This is a genomic window from Rhizobium sp. 268, from assembly GCF_036571585.1.
GTDB lineage: Bacteria > Pseudomonadota > Alphaproteobacteria > Rhizobiales > Rhizobiaceae > Rhizobium > Rhizobium redzepovicii.
Window position 1 is genome coordinate 275173 of record NZ_JAPPSO010000006.1, and the last position, 16877, is coordinate 292049.

The window sequence follows — 16877 nt, forward strand, 5'->3', positions numbered from 1 at the left end:
ACACGGCAAACCATCATCCCCATACCCCCGCATCCACACCTGAAAAACCCGTCATCTTTAATTCCTGCGTATTCTTCAATCCCAGCGGCTGATGTGTCGCTGCCAGCACGATGCCGCCTTCTGCCAGATGCGCTTCGATCAACCCGGCCAACAGCCGGTCGGCGCTGGCATCGAGGGCCGCCGTGGGTTCGTCGAGGATCCAGACGGGGCGGTGGGCGACGAGCAGTTTGGCGAAAGCTATCCGGCGCTGCTGGCCGGCGGAGAGGTAACCGAAGGGAAGATGGGTTATCCCCGACAGGCCGACGGCGCTAGCCGCATCCTCGACGGAGGAGCCGGTACTTCCGAGAAAGCTGCGCCAGAAGTCGAGATTTTCTGCAACCGTAAGTTCATTCTTCATTGCATTCCGATGGCCGAGGTAGTGGCTGGCCTCGCCCGGATGCCTGTCTTCCCGGACCTCTCCGTCGCGGAAGATGACAGTGCCCTTGTCCGGCCTCAGGAGGCCGGCGACGACGCGCAGTAAAGTGGACTTTCCCGATCCATTTCTGCCCGACAGGACGAGCGCCCCGCCGGCGGCCAAGTGAAAGGAAATGTTAACGAAAATCAGGTCCTCACCGCGCTTTGCAGCCAGATTTTCGGCAGTGAGATGCATGCGTCGGCTCTTTCTTGGTTTCGGCTTCCGGAGTGGTCAAAAAATCTCCGATTTTGACCTTGCTCGGGTATGGCAAGTTTTTAGGAAATTATCTATAAGACCGGCAACCACGCCAGCGGTCGGCGTGAATTTCATCCTTGCGCCGAACTTGGAGCATCCGTTCCACGTGCGGACAGCGGAAATGGCCGTACCCGCATCCTGATGTGCATTAAGTGCATAGGCGTTCGCACGACTGTGTTGGCTATCAGAAACGGGGTCTCTCGTGTCTAAATCTCTTGACAGTTTCAATTGTCGTTCCACGCTTTCCGTTGGTGGAAAGGACTATGTCTATTACAGCCTGCCCAAGGCTGAGGCAAACGGTCTGCCCGGCGTCTCGAAGCTTCCCTATTCGATGAAGGTGTTGCTGGAAAACCTGCTGCGTTTCGAAGACGGCCAGTCGGTCACCAAGGAGCACATCCTGGCCGTTGCCGAATGGCTGAACAATAAGGGTGCAGTCGAAAACGAGATCGCCTATCGCCCGGCGCGCGTGCTGATGCAGGACTTTACCGGCGTTCCGGCCGTTGTCGATCTTGCCGCGATGCGCGACGCGATGGTGTCCCTCGGCGGCGATCCCGAGAAGATCAACCCGCTGGTTCCCGTCGATCTCGTCATTGACCACTCGGTCATCGTCGACGAGTTCGGTACGCCGCAGGCCTTCGCCCGTAACGTCGAGCTGGAATACCAGCGCAATGGCGAGCGCTACCGCTTCCTGAAGTGGGGGCAGCAGGCCTTCAAGAATTTCCGCGTTGTTCCCCCCGGTACCGGCATCTGTCACCAGGTCAATCTCGAATATCTCGGCCAGACCGTCTGGACCAAGGAAGAAGACGGCGAGACGGTCGCCTATCCCGATACCTGCGTCGGCACCGACAGCCATACGACGATGATCAATGGTCTCGGCGTGCTCGGCTGGGGCGTCGGCGGTATCGAAGCTGAAGCGGCGATGCTCGGCCAGCCGGTCTCGATGCTGCTTCCCGAAGTCATCGGCTTCAAGCTGACCGGCAAGCTCAAGGAAGGCGTGACCGCGACCGACCTCGTTCTGACCGTCGTGCAGATGCTGCGCAAGAAGGGCGTCGTTTCGAAGTTCGTCGAATTTTTCGGTCCCGGCATGGACAATATGCCGCTCGCCGACCGCGCAACGATCGGCAACATGGGGCCGGAATACGGCGCCACCTGCGGCTTCTTCCCGGTCGACGGCGAAACGATCAACTACCTCACCATGTCCGGCCGCACGCATGACCGGATCGCGCTTGTCGAAGCCTATTCGAAGGCCCAGGGCATGTGGCGTGACGGCGACGGTTCGGATCTCGTCTTCACCGACACGCTGGAACTCGACCTCGGCGACGTCGTGCCGTCGATGGCCGGCCCGAAGCGTCCGGAAGGCCGCATCGCGCTCGAAAACATTGCCTCCGGTTTTGCCGGCTCGATGGATGCCGACTACAAGAAGCCCGGCCAGCTCGACAACCGCTACGCGGTCGAAGGCACGGATTTCGATCTCGGTCATGGCGACGTGGCGATTGCCGCCATCACCTCCTGCACCAACACCTCCAACCCGTCGGTGCTGATCGCCGCCGGCCTTCTCGCCCGCAACGCCGTTGCCAAGGGATTGAAGACCAAGCCGTGGGTCAAGACCTCGCTGGCGCCGGGATCGCAGGTCGTCGGTGAATATCTCGCCAAGTCGGGCCTGCAGGCCGATCTCGATAAGCTCGGCTTCAACCTCGTCGGCTTCGGCTGCACCACCTGCATCGGCAATTCCGGCCCGCTGCCGGCGCCGATCTCGAAGACGATCAACGACAAGGGCCTGATCGTATCGGGCGTTCTCTCCGGCAACCGTAACTTCGAAGGACGCATTTCGCCCGATGTGCAGGCGAATTATCTGGCTTCGCCGCCGCTCGTCGTCGCCTATGCGCTCGCCGGCACGGTGCAGAAGGACCTGACCAAGGAGCCGATCGGCGAAGACCAGAACGGCAACCCGGTCTATCTCAAGGAGATCTGGCCGACCTCGAAGGAAGTCCAGGAATTCATCCTGAAATACGTGACCCGCGAGCTCTACGAAAGCAAGTATGCCGACGTCTTCAAGGGCGACGTCAACTGGCAGGCCGTTCAGGTTCCGCCGGGCCAGACCTATGCTTGGGATGACAATTCCACCTATGTCCAGAACCCGCCTTACTTCGTCGGCATGGGCAAGAAGGGCACCGGCGTCTCCGACATCAAGGGCGCACGCGTCCTCGGCCTGTTCGGCGACAAGATCACCACCGACCACATTTCGCCGGCCGGTTCGATCAAGGCGGCGTCGCCGGCCGGCGCTTACCTCATCGACCACGAGGTCGCCGTTGCCGACTTCAACCAATACGGCACGCGCCGCGGCAACCATGAAGTGATGATGCGCGGCACGTTTGCCAATATCCGCATCCGCAACCACATGCTCGGCCCGAACGGCAAGGAAGGTGGTTACACCATCCACTATCCGTCGAAGGAGGAGACATCGATCTACGACGCCGCCATGCAGTACAAGGCCGAAGGCGTGCCGCTCGTCATCTTCGCCGGTGTCGAATACGGCAACGGCTCTTCGCGCGACTGGGCTGCCAAGGGCACCAACCTCCTCGGCGTCAAGGCTGTCGTCGCTCAGTCCTTCGAGCGTATCCATCGCTCGAACCTGGTCGGCATGGGCGTCATCCCCTTCGTCTTCGAAGAGGGCACGACCTGGCAGAGCCTCGGCCTGAAGGGCGACGAGCTGGTCACCATCGAAGGCCTCGACAAGATCAAGCCGCGTGAGAAGAAGATCGCCAAGATCACCTATGGCGACGGCACCGTGAAGGAAGTTCCGCTGCTGTCGCGCGTCGATACGCTCGATGAGGTGGTCTACCTCAACAATGGCGGCATCCTGCAGACGGTTCTGCGCGACCTCGCTGCCTGATTGTTAATAGCCTCGCATGATAATGGCCGCCGGAGAGCAGTTTCCGGCGGCCTTTCTTTGCGGCCACGGGATTTGCGGGGGCTCACGATGATTTGTTTTATGCGGGTTCCGGTCGCGCTGCGTCTCACCCGTTCGTGACTTTTCGTTTGGACCCGGAAGGATTATTCGTACGTTCATATGTCAGTGCTTCCGGTTCAATCATGCCGTCGGCGCTGAAAAAGAGGTGCAGGTGAATGTCCCCCCGTTTTTTGATTCCGCTGATCGCCGGTGTTGTTCTCTCAGGCCCGCTGCAGGCCGAAGACGGCACGCCGAAAGGTGTCGTCGAACTTTTCACGGCGCAGGGCTGCTCTTCCTGTCCTCCTGCTGACGCCGCTTTCCGCAAGCTGGTGAGCCAGGGCGATGTCATCGCGCTCGCCTATCATGTCGATTACTGGAATTATCTCGGCTGGGCCGATACGCTGAGCTCCAAGGAAAACACCGAGCGGCAGTATGGCTATGCGAGGACAATGGGCCGCAGCAACGTCTATACGCCGCAGGCGATCGTCAACGGGCGCGGCCACCTGGCCGGCGCCGATCTCAACGGCATCAACAGCAAGATCGACACCTATAGCGGCGAAGGCAACGGGCTGACCGTTCCCATCAGCGCGGCAATGCGCGGCGACGAGCTGGAAATCAAGATCGGCGCGGGGCAGGGCAAAGCCAATGTGGTGATGGTCTATTTCGACAAGGAAAAGACGATCGAGGTCGAAAAAGGCGAGAACAGCGGAAAGAAGCTGTCCTATCTGCACAGCGTCACCAATGTCGAAACGGTCGGCATGTGGGACGGCAAGGCGACCAGTCTGACGCTGCCGGCCAGCGTCCTGCAGCGGCCGCAGCTCGAGGGCTGCGCGATCCTGCTGCAATCGGCGGACGACAACGGCGATCCGGCGGCGATCCTTGGCGCGACCGTGGTAATGGCTGGCAAAAATATCTGAGATTTCATCCGCTTGCGGGTGAAGTACCGGGCGGCCCGGCTGAGCGTATTCGGGGCTGGGGTTAAGGTCGATACGCTCCGCCGGGCCCTTTGGCGCGCTGGCGCCAAACCGGGATTCATAAATCTCCTGCAAATGAGGCGCTGTTTTGACTGAAATGCGGCGCTGCCGAGAAAGCGACAGCGCTGTCACGCGCATCGGACGATGCGCTGATTCAAAGTGCTACAGCGTTCATGCGGGCTGCGCGCGGCGCTGTAGTGCGGCCGAATGTGACGGCCGGCGCTCTTGCAATTTGCGGCGGCTCGGGCACACTGTCACCCTCCTGTCACATGCAGAGGCCTTGGAGACTGAATGACAGATCAGCCGGATTTGCGACACGGCGAAAGCCGTTCCGTCGACAATAGTTCCTCAGTCGTCGTCGATTTCAGGGAATACAAGCAGAGCAAGGACCCGCTTCCGGTGACCTTTCATCGGCGCGAACTGGACGCGATCCTCTGGATCTACGGTCGTATGGTCGGCGACGGCGAATGGCGCGATTACGCCATCGATCACCTGAAGGACAAAGCGGTGTTCTCCGTCTTCAAGCGCTCCGGCGAAATGCCGCTCTTCCGCATCGAGAAAAATCCCAAGCTCGCCGCCAAACAGGGCGCCTATTCCGTGATCAACGTCCACGGCACCATCCTGAAGCGCGGTCACGAGTTGAACCAGGTGCTGAAGGTGTTCGACAAGGCGCTGAAGCTCGTCGACAAGTAGGACGCTTTTTTCTGCATGTCGTTATCCCGGAACCGCTTCACGCTTCCGGGCACATGCATCAGCCGGCAAACAGCGTGCCGGGATAGGCGGAGGGATCCGGATCGGTCGTCATGCCCTCGCCGAGGACGCGCTGCATGAGCATCGTATCCAGCCAGCGGCCGTGTTTGTAGCCGGCGCCCCGCATCAGGCCGACCTCCACGAAGCCCGTCTTGAGATGAAGCGCGATCGAGGCGGGGCTGGCGCCGCCGATGACGGCGATCATCTGACGAAAACCGAGATTGGTGCAGCGGTCGATCAGTTCGGCCATCAATGCTTTGCCGATGCCGAGGCCGCGGGCTTCGGGCGCCAGATAGATCGAATCCTCGACCATCCAGCGATAGGCCGGGCGGACGCGAAAGGCCGAGGCATAGGCATAACCGAGCATGCCGCCATCCGCACCGGCTGCGGCGATATAGGGATATTGCTGGCCGACGATCGCCGCAAAACGCTGCGCCATCTCCGCCTCGGATGGCGGGGTGATCTCGTAGCTCGACGTGCCGTTCAGAACGGATTCCCGGTAGATACCGGTGATGGCGGGAATATCGGCTTGCGACGCGTCGCGCAGGAGGAATGACATTGGCGGCTGGTCCATCAGGAAGGCAGGGCTTCCTAAAGCGCGTCGCGATCTTTCAGATTCGCTCTTAGCGCTTTAGGTCTTTGTTTTTGCGCGTGTCGTTGCCGCAAAACCGCAGCACACTTTTGCGCGACACGCTTTAAAACCATCCCGGCAAAATGAGCGCAACAAAAAAGGCGGCCGAAGCCGCCTTTTCGATCTCTGTCCGCTTGCTTATTTGCGGTTGCCCATGAACTGCAGCAGGAACATGAAGAGGTTGATGAAGTCGAGATAGAGCGTCAGCGCGCCCATGATCGCCTTGCGGCCGGCCACGGCGACGTCATCGGCTTCTAGGTACAGTTCCTTGATCCGCTGCGTGTCGTAGGCGGTGAGGCCGGCGAAGATCAGAACGCCGATCACCGAGATCGCAAACTGCATGGCCGACGAGGCCAAGAAGACGTTGACGATCGAAGCGATGATCAGGCCGAAAAGACCCATGACCAGGAACGAACCCATCGCTGACAGATCACGCTTCGTCGTGTAGCCGTAAAGCGACAGCGCGCCGAAGGAGGCGGCGGTGACGAAGAAGGTCTGAACGACGCTCTGGCCCGTGTAGACCAGGAAGATCGACGAGAGCGACAGGCCGACCAGGCCGGCATAGACCCAGAAGGTCGTCTGTGCGGCGGCCACGCTCATGCTATTGATGCGGAAGCTCAGGAAGAAGACAGCCGCGAGAGGCGCGAGGATCACGACCCAGCGCAAGGGCGACTGGAACAGCAGCACGCCGAACTGGGTGAGTTGCCCGTCCTGAACAGCGAAGTTGAATCCGAGATATGCCGCCACGCCGGTGATCGCCAGACCCAGCGCCATCAGGTTGTAAACCTTGAGCATATAAGCGCGCAGGCCTTGATCAATCATCTCGCCGGTCTGAGCGCGGCTTTGATAGTTACGAAGGTCAGCCATAGTTTCCTCTTAAAAGCTCCGATGGAGATACGGTGTCGGGTTTTCGACCCGGGCGCCGCTGCGGAGCTCCAGCATGCCTGCCGACAATATGAGGCTTTCGTTCATCGCAAACAAGAGGGTTGCAACAGCCCGGCCGGTTAAATCGCCGTAAGGTGAAGGGTTTGGCTGCCGCTGCCCGGTCAAAGCTCGCGCAGGACGGGTGCGGCCTTTTGGCCGAGGATGCGCCAGGTGCCGATCAGGCCGATGCCGACCGTCAGGACGAGGGCGGTGACGAGTGTCAGCCCCGCCACATCGGGCAGGAAGGTCGAGGGCAGGTGCATGATGCGGGCGACGATGAACCAGGCGGCAACGCTGCCGGCCATCAGCGCGAAGATCGCGGTTGCCAGCCCCAGGATCAGATATTCGTAGCTGAAGGCGCGAATGAGCATGGCGCGGGTGGCGCCGAGCGTCTTCAGCACCACCGCGTCGTGCGTGCGCGCCCGGTTTCCGGCGGCAAGGGCCCCGGCAAGGACGAGGATCGAGGCGATGAGGGCGACCGAGGCTGCGGCGCGGATTGCGGTTGCAAGCTGCGCCACCAGCTGGTTGACGATATCGATCGCGTCCTTGACGCGCACACTGGTGATCGTCGGATAGGTGTTGGTGACGGATTTCAGGATCGCCGCATCTTCTGCCGGCGTCGAGGCGGGATCGGTCAGCGTCGCCAGCCACGCATGCGGGGCGCCGCGAAAGGTATTCGGCGAGAAGACCATGACGAAATTGATCGATAGCGATTCCCATTGGACGCGGCGCAGATTGGCGATCTTCGCGGTGATGTTGCGGCCGAGCACGTTGACAGTGACCTTGTCGCCGATCTTCAGGCCGAGTTCATGGGCTTCTTCCGAGGAGAAGGAGACGAGCGGCTCGCCGCTGTAATCCTTGTCCCACCAGCTGCCTTCGGTCAGCGCGGCATTTTCCGGCAGGGTGTCGGCGTAGGTGATGCCGCGATCGCCGTTCAGCACCCAGCGGCCGGCGGCCGGGACGTTCATCTTGCTGACGTCCTCGCCGTTGAAGGCGATGATCCGGCCGCGCAGCATCGGCACTTCCATCAGCTTGCCCTTCGGCGCCTGTGCCTGGACGAGAGCACGGAAAGCATCGACCTCGGCGCTCTGGATATCGACGAAGAAGAAGTTCGGCGCGCCCTCATTCATGCGGCCGGTCAGCTGCTGGCGCAGGTTTCCGTCGATAAGGGTCAGCGTCACCAGCAATGCCAGGCCGAGGCCGAGCGAGAGCACGACCGAGGGCGTCAATGCGCCGGGGCGGTGGATGTTGCCGATCGCAAGCCGCAATGCCGGCGAGTTGACCCGCGGGCTGCGACGCGCAAGCCAGGCGATCGCTGCTGCGACCAGGCGCAGCACGACGAAGGCGAAGACGATCGCGCCGACGAAGACGACGGCAATGAAGCGGTCATAGGCGGTGAGGATGGCAAGGCCGGCAAGGGCGACCATGAACAGCGCGGCCAGCAGGATGTAGGGCCAGGAGGGAAGGCGGCGGGCCTCGAAGCCCTGCTCGCGGAAGAGCGCGGTCGCCGGCACTTCGCGGGCATGGCCGAGCGGCAGGATGGCGAAGGCGAGCGTCGTCAGGATGCCGAAGAGCGTCGCCAGCAGCAAGGCGCCGGGATAAAGCGTCGGCGCCGTCGAGACCGGCAGGAACTGCGCCAGAAACTGGGCGGCGAAGATCGGCGACAGGGCGCCGATGAGAAGGCCGATCGTGATGCCGCCAAGGGCGATGATGGCGATCTGGAAAAGATAGATCAGAACGACGACCTGCGCCGGCGCACCGAGGCATTTGAAGGTTGCGATGGTGGTGCGCTTGGAATCGAGGAAGGCGCGGACGGCATTGGCGACGCCGACGCCCCCGACGATCAGCGCGGTGAGGCCGACCAGCGTCAGGAACTGCGAGAAGCGGTTGATGTTTTCGGTGAGCGAGGGCGCGGCGCGGTCGCTGGTCCGAACGGCCCAGCCGGCAGAAGGGAATTCCTTGGCGGCGCGCGCCTGGATGCCCGACATTGCGCCCTTGTCTTCCAGCCGGATCTTATAGGCATGTTCGACCAGGCTTCCCGTCTGGATCAGCCCGGAGGCTTCGAGCGCCCGGCGGCTGACGAGCAGACGCGGCGCAAAACCGAAACCTTCCGACAGCGCATCCGGCTCGGTTTTGACGGTGCCGGTGATGCTGAGCTTGACGTTGCCAAGCAGCAATTCATCCCCGACCGCAAGCCCCAGCCGATCGAGAAGGAGGGGCGCTGCCACGGCGCCATAGGTGCCGCCCTGGCCCGAAAGCAGAGCTGCGAGCGGATAGTCCGGCTCGGCTTTGAAGCTGCCGTAGAGCGGGTAGGCGTCGTCGACCGCCTTGACCTCCACCAGCGCCTGATCGGAACCGTCAGGTTTGCGGGCCATCGAGCGCAGGCCGGTCGACACCGAAACGGTACCGAGGCCGTCGAGGAAAGCCATTTCCTCAGGCGTGGCTTCGCGGTTGTTGAGTTCGAAACGGACGTCGCCGGCCAAGAGCTCCTGTCCCTGCGAGGCGATCGTATCGGTGATCGACTGTGAGACCGAATTGACGGCGGCAATCGCCCCGGTGCCGAGCGCGATGCAGGCGAGGAAGATGTAAAAGCCGCGAATGCCGCCGCGCAGCTCGCGGAGCGCCAGGCGAAAAGCGAGCGAAACGCGCGGCGTGATGATGCTCATGCGATTGCCGCCTCGCTACGGCGGGTGGCGCTGTCGCCTTCGATCCGGCCGGATCGGACGCGGATCTGGCGCGAGCAGCGGTTCGCAAGCGAGACGTCGTGGGTGACGAGAAGCAAAGTCATGCCGCGTTCGGCCTGTTTGGAAAACAGCAAGTCGGCGATCTGACGGCCGGTCTCGGTGTCGAGATTGCCTGTGGGCTCATCGGCGATCAGCAGGGCGGGCGAGGGGGCGAGCGCCCTGGCGATCGCCACGCGCTGCTGTTCGCCGCCGGAAAGCTGGCCGGGATAGTGGTTCAGCCGTTCACCGAGGCCGACCGACTTCAGCTCGCGATGGGCGATCTCGAAGGCGTTGCCGACATTGGCAAGTTCGAGCGGCACGGCGACGTTTTCCAGCGCCGTCATGTTGGCGATCAAGTGGAAGGACTGGAAGACGATGCCGATGTTGCGGCCGCGGAAATCGGCGACCTGATCCTCGCTCAGCGCGTGGATCGGCGTGTTGTTGATATTGATTTCGCCGCTGTCGAGCTTCTCCAGCCCGGCAAGCACCATCAGCAGGGTCGACTTGCCGGATCCGGACGGGCCGACGATGCCGACGGATTCGCCTGATGCGATATCGAGGTCGATGCCCTTCAGCACATGCACCGAAGCGGCCGCACTGCCAAGCGTCAGATCGGCGCCCTTCAACTCGATGATGGTTTTTGCCAACAGAAATCGCCCTATATAAATCTATAACGAAACAGCCGCATGACGGCACTTCGCCAATCTAGGGAAGCCAGAATGAGATTTAAAGTTGCCGCGCTTCAATTCACCGTCATTGCCGTCTCACTGATCTTTGCCGCCGCAGCCAATGCTCGGACGATCAATCTCGTCGGTTTTGGGGACAGTTTGATGGCGGGCTACCAATTGCCGCCCGGCGACGGCTTTCCGGAAAAGCTGCAGGCGGCCCTGAAGGCGAAGGGGCTAGACGTCACTATTGCCAATGCCGGGGTCTCCGGCGACACGACGACAGGGGGGCTTGCGCGGATCGACTGGTCGATACCCGACGGCACCGACGGCGTCATCCTCGAACTCGGCGCCAACGATGCGCTGCGCGGCATCCCGCCAGAAGAAAGCGAGAAAAATCTCGACCAGATGATAACGCGGCTGAAGGAGCGCGGCATTGCCGTGCTGCTGGTCGGCATGATGGCGCCGCCCAATATGGGGGCGGATTATGCTGCACGCTTCAATCCGATTTATCGGAAACTTTCGGAGAAACACGGAGTTAAGCTCTATGCCTTCTTTCTCGACGGCGTGGCGCTCGATGCGGGGCTTAAACTCGACGACGGCATGCATCCGAATGCGAAGGGCGTCGATGTCATGGTTCAGAAGATGGAAGCCGATGTCACAAATTTCGTCGGGACGATTTCTTCTGTGAAGAAATAGGGGCTTGCGCGGTCATTGATTGCATGATTCCGTGTAAGCACTGCAAAAGATTCGGGGAGTGCTCGTTATGCCGAGACTGTTTACCGCCCTCGAAATTCCGCGCAATGCGGCGATGAGCCTTTCATTGCTGCGCGGTGGCCTCCCCGGAGCACGATGGATCGATGTGGAAAATTACCACATCACCCTGCGCTTTATCGGTGATGTCGACGGCCGCACGGCCGATGAAATCGTAGAACGCCTCGACCGGATCGATCGGCCGGAATTCCAGTTCCGGCTCGAAGGCATCGGTTCCTTCGGCTCGAAGAAACCGCATTCGGTCTGGGCCGGCGTTTCTCAATCGCCGGAGATGTATGCCCTGCAGGGCGAGATCGAGCGGATCTGCCAGCGCATCGGGCTGCCGCCGGATCCCCGCAAATTCACGCCGCATGTGACGCTGGCACGGCTCAAATCCTCGCGGCTCGACGATGTCGTGCAATATCTGGCCGGACGCGGCAATTTCCACACGTCAACCTTCACGGCGCCGCGTTTCGTGCTGCTGTCGTCGCGCGAATCGGTCGGCGGCGGGCCCTACCTCACCGAGGAAGTGTTCCCGCTGCACGAGGCGCGCTCGGTGCCCAGCGCTTCGAGCAGGCTGCTGCAGCCGGTCAAGAGTCTGGTATAGACCAGCTCGAAACCTGCCGGGCCGCCATAATAGGGATCGGGAATATCCTCTCCCGTTCCAAGCGCGATATCGCCGAAGAGGCCGATGGTCGCCTCAGGCGGCGCGATCGTTTCGAGCGCCGCCACATTGTCGCGGTCCATCGCCAGGATCAGATCGAAATCCCTGAAATCGCTGGAGCGGATTCGGCGGGCGCGTTGCCTCAAGATATCGATGCCGTGGCTTTTGGCGGTGGCAATCGACCGCTGGTCGGGCGGTGCGCCTTCATGCCAGCCGCCGGTGCCGGCGGAATCGACCGTGAAACGGCCGGTCAGGCCCGCCTCGGCGACCAGATGGCTGAAAATTCCTTCCGCGAGCGGAGAACGGCATATATTGCCCATGCAAACGAAGAGGATGCTGATGCGTTTCATCGGTAAACCTGTCGGCAGATGAGAGGACCATGGCATGAAAATGGAAAGACTGGAACGGACCGCGGTCGAGGCGCAACTGGCCGGGCTTGCGGGCTGGGTACTCAATGAGGCGGCTTCATCGATATCGAAGACATTCAAGTTTTCGAATTTCATCGAGGCATTCGGCTTTATGACCGAGGCGGCGATCACCGCCGAAAAACTCAACCACCATCCCGAATGGTTCAACGTCTATTCCAGGGTGGATGTCACGCTGAATACGCATGATGCCGGCGGACTGACGGAGCTGGATTTCAAGCTCGCCAAGGCGATGGACAAGGCCGCGACCCGACGCGGCGTCTAAAAGCGGGGCCGATTGAAAGAGTTCGCGCCATCACCATATGTTCGCAGGGACGAAAGGATGGAAGGGATGGACGAGGTCAAGTTCGGGGAAATTCTGTTGCCAGGCGACGAGGACACCCAGAGCCGGCGGGAGAAGACGGTCAGGCAGAAATTCTGGCCGACCTTCCGCCGCGCCGTGCGGCAGATTCCGTTCTCACGCGATGTCATTGCCGGGTTTTACTGTGCGCTCGATCCGCAGACGCCGACGAAAGTGCGCGGCGTGCTGCTCGCAGCACTCGCCTATTTCGTCATGCCCGTCGACATGATCCCGGATGTTTTCGCCGTCATCGGCTTCTCCGACGACATCGCCGTGCTCTCGGCCGCCTTCGCCATGGTGCGCGGCCATATCCGCCCAGGTCACTACGAGGCAGCCGACCGCGTTCTGGCCGACCGGACTGAGGAAACGATGAAAACTATTTAAGCGTTTTCGCGCTCCAGCACCTTGCGGAGCTTGCCGAAGGCGAGCCGGATACGCGATTTCACCGTGCCGAGCGGCAGCCCGGTCGCTTCGGCGATCTCCGAATGCGATTGACCAAGGAAGAAGGCGGCACGCAGCATGTCGCGCTGCTCCTCCGGCAATTGGCCGACGGCGGCGCGGATCCTGGCGTCGCGATCATCATTGTCGATGATTTCATCTGCGCCGATCTCGGCCGACGGCTGCAGGGCCGGATCGGTCTCGTCGAAGATGCGGGTATTGGTGCGGCGCTGCACGTCGATGCGGCGGTTCCGAGCAATGCGGAAAAGCCAGGTCGAAAGGGAAGATCGCGTGGCATCGTAGAGATCCGCCTTATGCCAAAGCACGATCATGATCTCCTGGACCAGTTCCTCGGCCTCGGCTGATGTCATCTTCTGGCGCATCAGCCAGGCTTTCAGCCGCGGTGCGAAATAGTCGAACAGGATGGAAAAGGCCTGCTGGTCGCGATCCCTGGCGACGGCCTTCGCGAGGGCAGCGAAACGCTGTCTTTGCTCGGCATCCATGTCCCCTCACGAGCCCCCTGCGGCAATAATTTCGTATCGGATTTCCAAGTCTTACTGAGGTACAACGGATTTGGGAAAGGTCAAACTCTTGCCTGAATCTTTGTGTCTTAAATTCAGCCGAACGGACGGCCAGTGCCATCGGGGCACCGTGTCGCGGCCGATACCGTCAAAGGGGCGAAAATTGGTACCCGAGCTGAAATGACACAGGCAGATACAAATCGCAGCTATTGTTGACCATTTGGTAACCTGAATTAAGTCAAAATAAAGCAGATCGTGATTATGCGGCGCCCGCTATGATCGCTTCGGGCCTTGAATCGCAAGAACCGGCAGGAATCCATGTTTGTAAAAAGTATCGTATCCGCTCTCGCACTCACCCTTGCCATGGCCGGAGTTGCGGCAGCGCAGCAGGCCGCGCCGAACCGCATCCAGCAGTTCCAGGCATGGGGCGCCTACTCCTACAAGTCGGGCGCCAGCACCGTCTGCTACGTGTTGTCGGTTCCGACGGCAAAGCAGCCGGCAAGCGTCGACCACGGCGACAACTTCTTCATCGTCTCGCAGCGTCCGGGCCAGAACATCTCCTACGAACCGCAGGCGATGATGGGTTACACGGTGAAGGAAAATTCGAAGATCAATGTCGTCATCGACAATAAGACCTTCGTGATGTTCACCAAGGACAAGGCCGGCTGGGTCGAGAATGCGGCGCAGGAGCCCGCCCTGGTCGCCGCGATGAAGACCGGTCATTCGATGACGGTGAATGCCGTGTCGCGCAAAGGCACCGGCACCTCCTACAGCTATTCGCTTTCGGGCATCTCGGCTGCGCTGAAGCAGATTGAAAGCTGCAAGTAAGCGGTCTCCAGCCGCAGAGTTTCAAGAGGCCGGCCTTGCGCCGGCCTTTGCTGTTTTCCATCTATAGTGACGCGCGGACAAAATGATGCTAAAGGGCGCGCCAACAGCGGACAGATCGCGATATCAGTCGCCGTTCCGCCATTCATTTTCTGCCAATGTGCCGTCATGCGCCTCACCTCTTCCGGTTTGCTCCTGAAGTCCGCGGGCTTGCGGGGCGGTTACGTGTTTGAATTCGGGATCTAAAGACTATGTCCGTCACGGATGCGATCGTTGTCACCAAGCCGCAGGCGCACACGTCTGCCAGCGTCGAAAAGCCGTCCCTGATCGGGCTTTCACGTGAGGAGATGGGGGCGGCGCTTCGGGAAAAGGGCGTGGCCGAGAAGCAGATCAAGATGCGCGTCGCGCAGCTGTGGAACTGGATCTATGTGCGCGGGGTTTCCGATTTCGACCATATGACGAATGTGGCCAAGGACATGCGCGAAATGCTGAAGCAGCATTTCACCATCGCGCGTCCCGAAATCGTCGAAGAGCAAGTCTCGAACGACGGCACGCGCAAATGGCTGCTGCGTTTTCCCCCGCGCGGCGCCGGCCGCCCGGTCGAAATCGAAGCCGTCTATATTCCGGAAGAGGGCCGCGGCACGCTCTGCATCTCCAGCCAGGTCGGCTGCACGCTCACCTGCTCCTTCTGTCACACCGGGACGCAACGCCTGGTGCGCAACCTGACGGCGGAGGAAATTCTGTCGCAGCTGCTGCTTGCCCGCGACCGGCTTGGCGACTTCCCCGATCGCGAAGCGCCGCAAGGCACGATCATGCCTGCCGAGGGCCGCAAGGTCAGCAATATCGTGATGATGGGCATGGGCGAGCCGCTCTATAATTTTGACGCCGTCAAGCAGGCATTGCTGATCGCCACGGATGGCGACGGCCTGTCGCTCTCCAGGCGTCGCGTGACGCTTTCAACCTCCGGCGTCGTGCCGGAAATCTTCCGCACCGGCGAGGAGATCGGCGTCATGCTGGCGATCTCGCTGCATGCGGTGCGCGACGACCTGCGCGACATTCTCGTGCCGATCAACAAGAAGTATCCGCTGAAGGAGCTGATCGAGGCGTGCAAAGCCTATCCCGGCCTTTCCAATGCGCGGCGCATCACCTTCGAATATGTGATGCTGAAGGATGTCAACGACAGCCTCGAAGACGCCAAGGGGCTGATCAAGCTGCTGAAAGGCGTGCCGGCGAAGATCAATCTCATTCCGTTCAATCCCTGGCCCGGCACCAATTATCAGTGTTCCGACTGGGAGCAGATCGAGAAGTTCGCCGATTTCATCAATTCGGCCGGTTACGCCTCGCCGATCCGCACGCCGCGCGGGCGCGACATTCTTGCCGCCTGCGGCCAGCTGAAATCGGAGTCCGAACGCATGCGCAAGACCGAGCGCCTGGCCTTCGAGGCGATGATGATCGCCAATCACGGCGCCGACGACTGATCAGCAAGTTTGATCCTCGCTACAATTCTCCTGCATTGATTTAAGCATGCGCTTTTCCTAATAGTGCCGCCAAAATCAATCAGGAGGATACAAATGCGCCCGATTCTGCTCGCTCTTGCCGCCAGTTTGGCCCTTTCCCTGCCCGCAAAGGCTGACAACGTCACGGTCGCCGTGACGGCAATCGTCGAGCATCCGGCGCTGGATGCGGCCCGCAAGGGCGTTCTCGATGCGCTGACGGCCGCCGGCTATAAGGAGGGCGAGAACCTGAAATTCGTGTTCGAGTCGGCGCAGGGCAATCCGGCGACGGCAGCTCAGATCGCCCGCCAGTTCGCCGGCGACGAGCCGAATGTCATCGTGCCGATCTCCACGCCCTCTGCTCAGGCGGTCGTCTCCTCGACGCGCGACATTCCGGTCGTCTTCACCGCGGTCTCCGACCCGCTCGGCGCTCAGCTCGTCAAGAACATGGACAAACCAGGCGGCAACGTCACCGGCCTTTCCGACATGTCGCCGGTCGCCGAGCATCTGGCGCTGATCAAGGAAATCCTGCCCGATGTGAAAACCATCGGCTACCTCTACAATTCCGGTGAGGCCAATTCCGTTTCGCTGCTTGCCGTGCTGAAGGCCGAAGCCGAAAAGGCGGGCCTGAAGGTTGTGGAATCAGCCGCCACCAAGTCGGCCGAGGTCCAGGGCGCGGCCCGCGCCCTCGTCGGCCGCGCCGATGCGATCTACATCCCGACCGACAACACGATCATCTCCGCACTCGAAGGCGCCGTCGCGGTTGCCGAAGAAAGCAAGCTGCCGCTCTTCACCGCCGATACGGATTCGGTTTCGCGCGGTTCGGTCGCCGCCCTCGGCTTCAACTATTACGATGTCGGGAAGCAGACGGGCGAGATCGTCGTGCGGGTGCTGAAAGGCGAAAACCCGGGCGATATCGCGGTCAAGACCGCTGCCGGCAGCGACCTCGTCGTCAACAAGGCGGCGGCGGCCAAGATGGGCGTCACTCTGCCCGAGAGCGTGCTTTCCCGCGCCAACAAGGTCATCGAATAATCGGCCGTCGTTCGATCGACCATTCACATTCAGCCGCTCCCGTTTGCGCGGGGGCGGCTG

The 16877-nt window shown here is 61.2% G+C and carries 17 protein-coding genes; 10 read left to right on the forward strand and 7 right to left on the reverse strand.

Annotation, left to right across the window (positions count from 1 at the left end; translation table 11 throughout):
- Nucleotides 1-13: 13 nt before the first annotated feature.
- The gene (gene ccmA / locus OS035_RS14280) at nt 14-649 is read right to left on the reverse strand and encodes a heme ABC exporter ATP-binding protein CcmA (RefSeq protein WP_183778426.1); all 636 of its coding nucleotides are present in this window, start codon (nt 647-649) and stop codon (nt 14-16) included.
- A gap of 262 nt (nt 650-911) precedes the next feature.
- On the opposite strand from ccmA, the gene acnA reads away from it, so the two are divergent.
- The 3 genes from acnA to OS035_RS14295 all read left to right on the forward strand — a co-directional run bounded on the left by acnA (nt 912) and on the right by OS035_RS14295 (nt 5326).
- Nucleotides 912-3602, forward strand: a complete 2691-nt coding sequence (gene acnA, locus OS035_RS14285) for an aconitate hydratase AcnA (protein ID WP_183778424.1) — start codon at nt 912-914, stop codon at nt 3600-3602.
- A 233-nt stretch (nt 3603-3835) separates the two neighbouring features.
- Nucleotides 3836-4576: a DUF1223 domain-containing protein gene (locus OS035_RS14290; protein ID WP_183778422.1), complete on the forward strand. Its 741-nt coding sequence runs from the start codon at nt 3836-3838 to the stop codon at nt 4574-4576.
- 348 nt (nt 4577-4924) lie between these two features.
- Complete coding sequence (locus OS035_RS14295; RefSeq protein WP_310808314.1) at nt 4925-5326, forward strand: DUF2794 domain-containing protein; 402 nt, start codon at nt 4925-4927, stop codon at nt 5324-5326.
- 58 nt (nt 5327-5384) lie between these two features.
- On the opposite strand, the gene OS035_RS14300 is transcribed toward OS035_RS14295, so the two are convergent.
- The 4 genes from OS035_RS14300 to OS035_RS14315 all read right to left on the reverse strand — a co-directional run bounded on the left by OS035_RS14300 (nt 5385) and on the right by OS035_RS14315 (nt 10308).
- A complete protein-coding gene (locus OS035_RS14300) occupies nt 5385-5942 on the reverse strand; it encodes a GNAT family N-acetyltransferase (RefSeq protein WP_097625142.1) in 558 nt (185 codons plus the stop codon).
- A gap of 210 nt (nt 5943-6152) precedes the next feature.
- Nucleotides 6153-6881 carry a Bax inhibitor-1/YccA family protein gene (locus tag OS035_RS14305; RefSeq protein ID WP_097624949.1) on the reverse strand — a complete coding sequence of 243 codons (729 nt, stop codon included), beginning with the start codon at nt 6879-6881 and terminating at the stop codon, nt 6153-6155.
- Nucleotides 6882-7060: 179 nt separating this feature from the next.
- Nucleotides 7061-9604 (reverse strand): ABC transporter permease, encoded by a 2544-nt coding sequence (locus tag OS035_RS14310; protein WP_183778418.1) that lies wholly within the window; start codon nt 9602-9604, stop codon nt 7061-7063.
- Nucleotides 9601-10308, reverse strand: coding sequence for an ABC transporter ATP-binding protein (locus OS035_RS14315; protein WP_183855544.1), 708 nt, complete (start codon nt 10306-10308; stop codon nt 9601-9603). The genes OS035_RS14310 and OS035_RS14315 overlap by 4 nt, the downstream gene beginning before the upstream one ends.
- Nucleotides 10309-10380: 72 nt before the next feature.
- Here OS035_RS14315 and OS035_RS14320 point away from each other — a divergent pair, with 72 nt between their 5' ends.
- Nucleotides 10381-11025 (forward strand): arylesterase, encoded by a 645-nt coding sequence (locus OS035_RS14320; protein ID WP_097624946.1) that lies wholly within the window; start codon nt 10381-10383, stop codon nt 11023-11025.
- Nucleotides 11026-11092: 67 nt separating this feature from the next.
- Nucleotides 11093-11686, forward strand: coding sequence for an RNA 2',3'-cyclic phosphodiesterase (gene thpR, locus OS035_RS14325; RefSeq protein WP_064841016.1), 594 nt, complete (start codon nt 11093-11095; stop codon nt 11684-11686).
- Here the strand turns inward: thpR and OS035_RS14330 are convergent.
- Complete coding sequence (locus OS035_RS14330; protein ID WP_097624945.1) at nt 11593-12093, reverse strand: low molecular weight protein-tyrosine-phosphatase; 501 nt, start codon at nt 12091-12093, stop codon at nt 11593-11595. The two genes, thpR and OS035_RS14330, sit on opposite strands and share 94 nt — an antisense overlap.
- A 34-nt stretch (nt 12094-12127) precedes the next feature.
- Here OS035_RS14330 and OS035_RS14335 point away from each other — a divergent pair, with 34 nt between their 5' ends.
- On the forward strand, nt 12128-12433 hold the full coding sequence (locus OS035_RS14335) for a 4a-hydroxytetrahydrobiopterin dehydratase (RefSeq protein ID WP_097624944.1): 306 nt from the start codon (nt 12128-12130) through the stop codon (nt 12431-12433).
- 66 nt (nt 12434-12499) lie between these two features.
- Nucleotides 12500-12892: a YkvA family protein gene (locus tag OS035_RS14340; RefSeq protein WP_097624943.1), complete on the forward strand. Its 393-nt coding sequence runs from the start codon at nt 12500-12502 to the stop codon at nt 12890-12892.
- Here the strand turns inward: OS035_RS14340 and OS035_RS14345 are convergent.
- A complete protein-coding gene (locus tag OS035_RS14345) occupies nt 12889-13449 on the reverse strand; it encodes a sigma-70 family RNA polymerase sigma factor (RefSeq protein ID WP_097624942.1) in 561 nt (186 codons plus the stop codon). The two genes, OS035_RS14340 and OS035_RS14345, sit on opposite strands and share 4 nt — an antisense overlap.
- A gap of 336 nt (nt 13450-13785) precedes the next feature.
- Between OS035_RS14345 and OS035_RS14350 the strand changes: the two genes are divergently transcribed.
- The 3 genes from OS035_RS14350 (at nt 13786) to OS035_RS14360 (ending at nt 16817) form a co-directional block, all read left to right on the forward strand.
- Entirely contained in the window at nt 13786-14295 is a 510-nt protein-coding gene (locus OS035_RS14350; RefSeq protein ID WP_003589764.1) for an invasion associated locus B family protein, read from the forward strand.
- Nucleotides 14296-14543: 248 nt separating this feature from the next.
- A complete protein-coding gene (rlmN, locus tag OS035_RS14355) occupies nt 14544-15770 on the forward strand; it encodes a 23S rRNA (adenine(2503)-C(2))-methyltransferase RlmN (RefSeq protein ID WP_097624941.1) in 1227 nt (408 codons plus the stop codon).
- A gap of 93 nt (nt 15771-15863) precedes the next feature.
- Complete coding sequence (locus OS035_RS14360; protein ID WP_097624940.1) at nt 15864-16817, forward strand: ABC transporter substrate-binding protein; 954 nt, start codon at nt 15864-15866, stop codon at nt 16815-16817.
- Nucleotides 16818-16877: the final 60 nt, after the last annotated feature.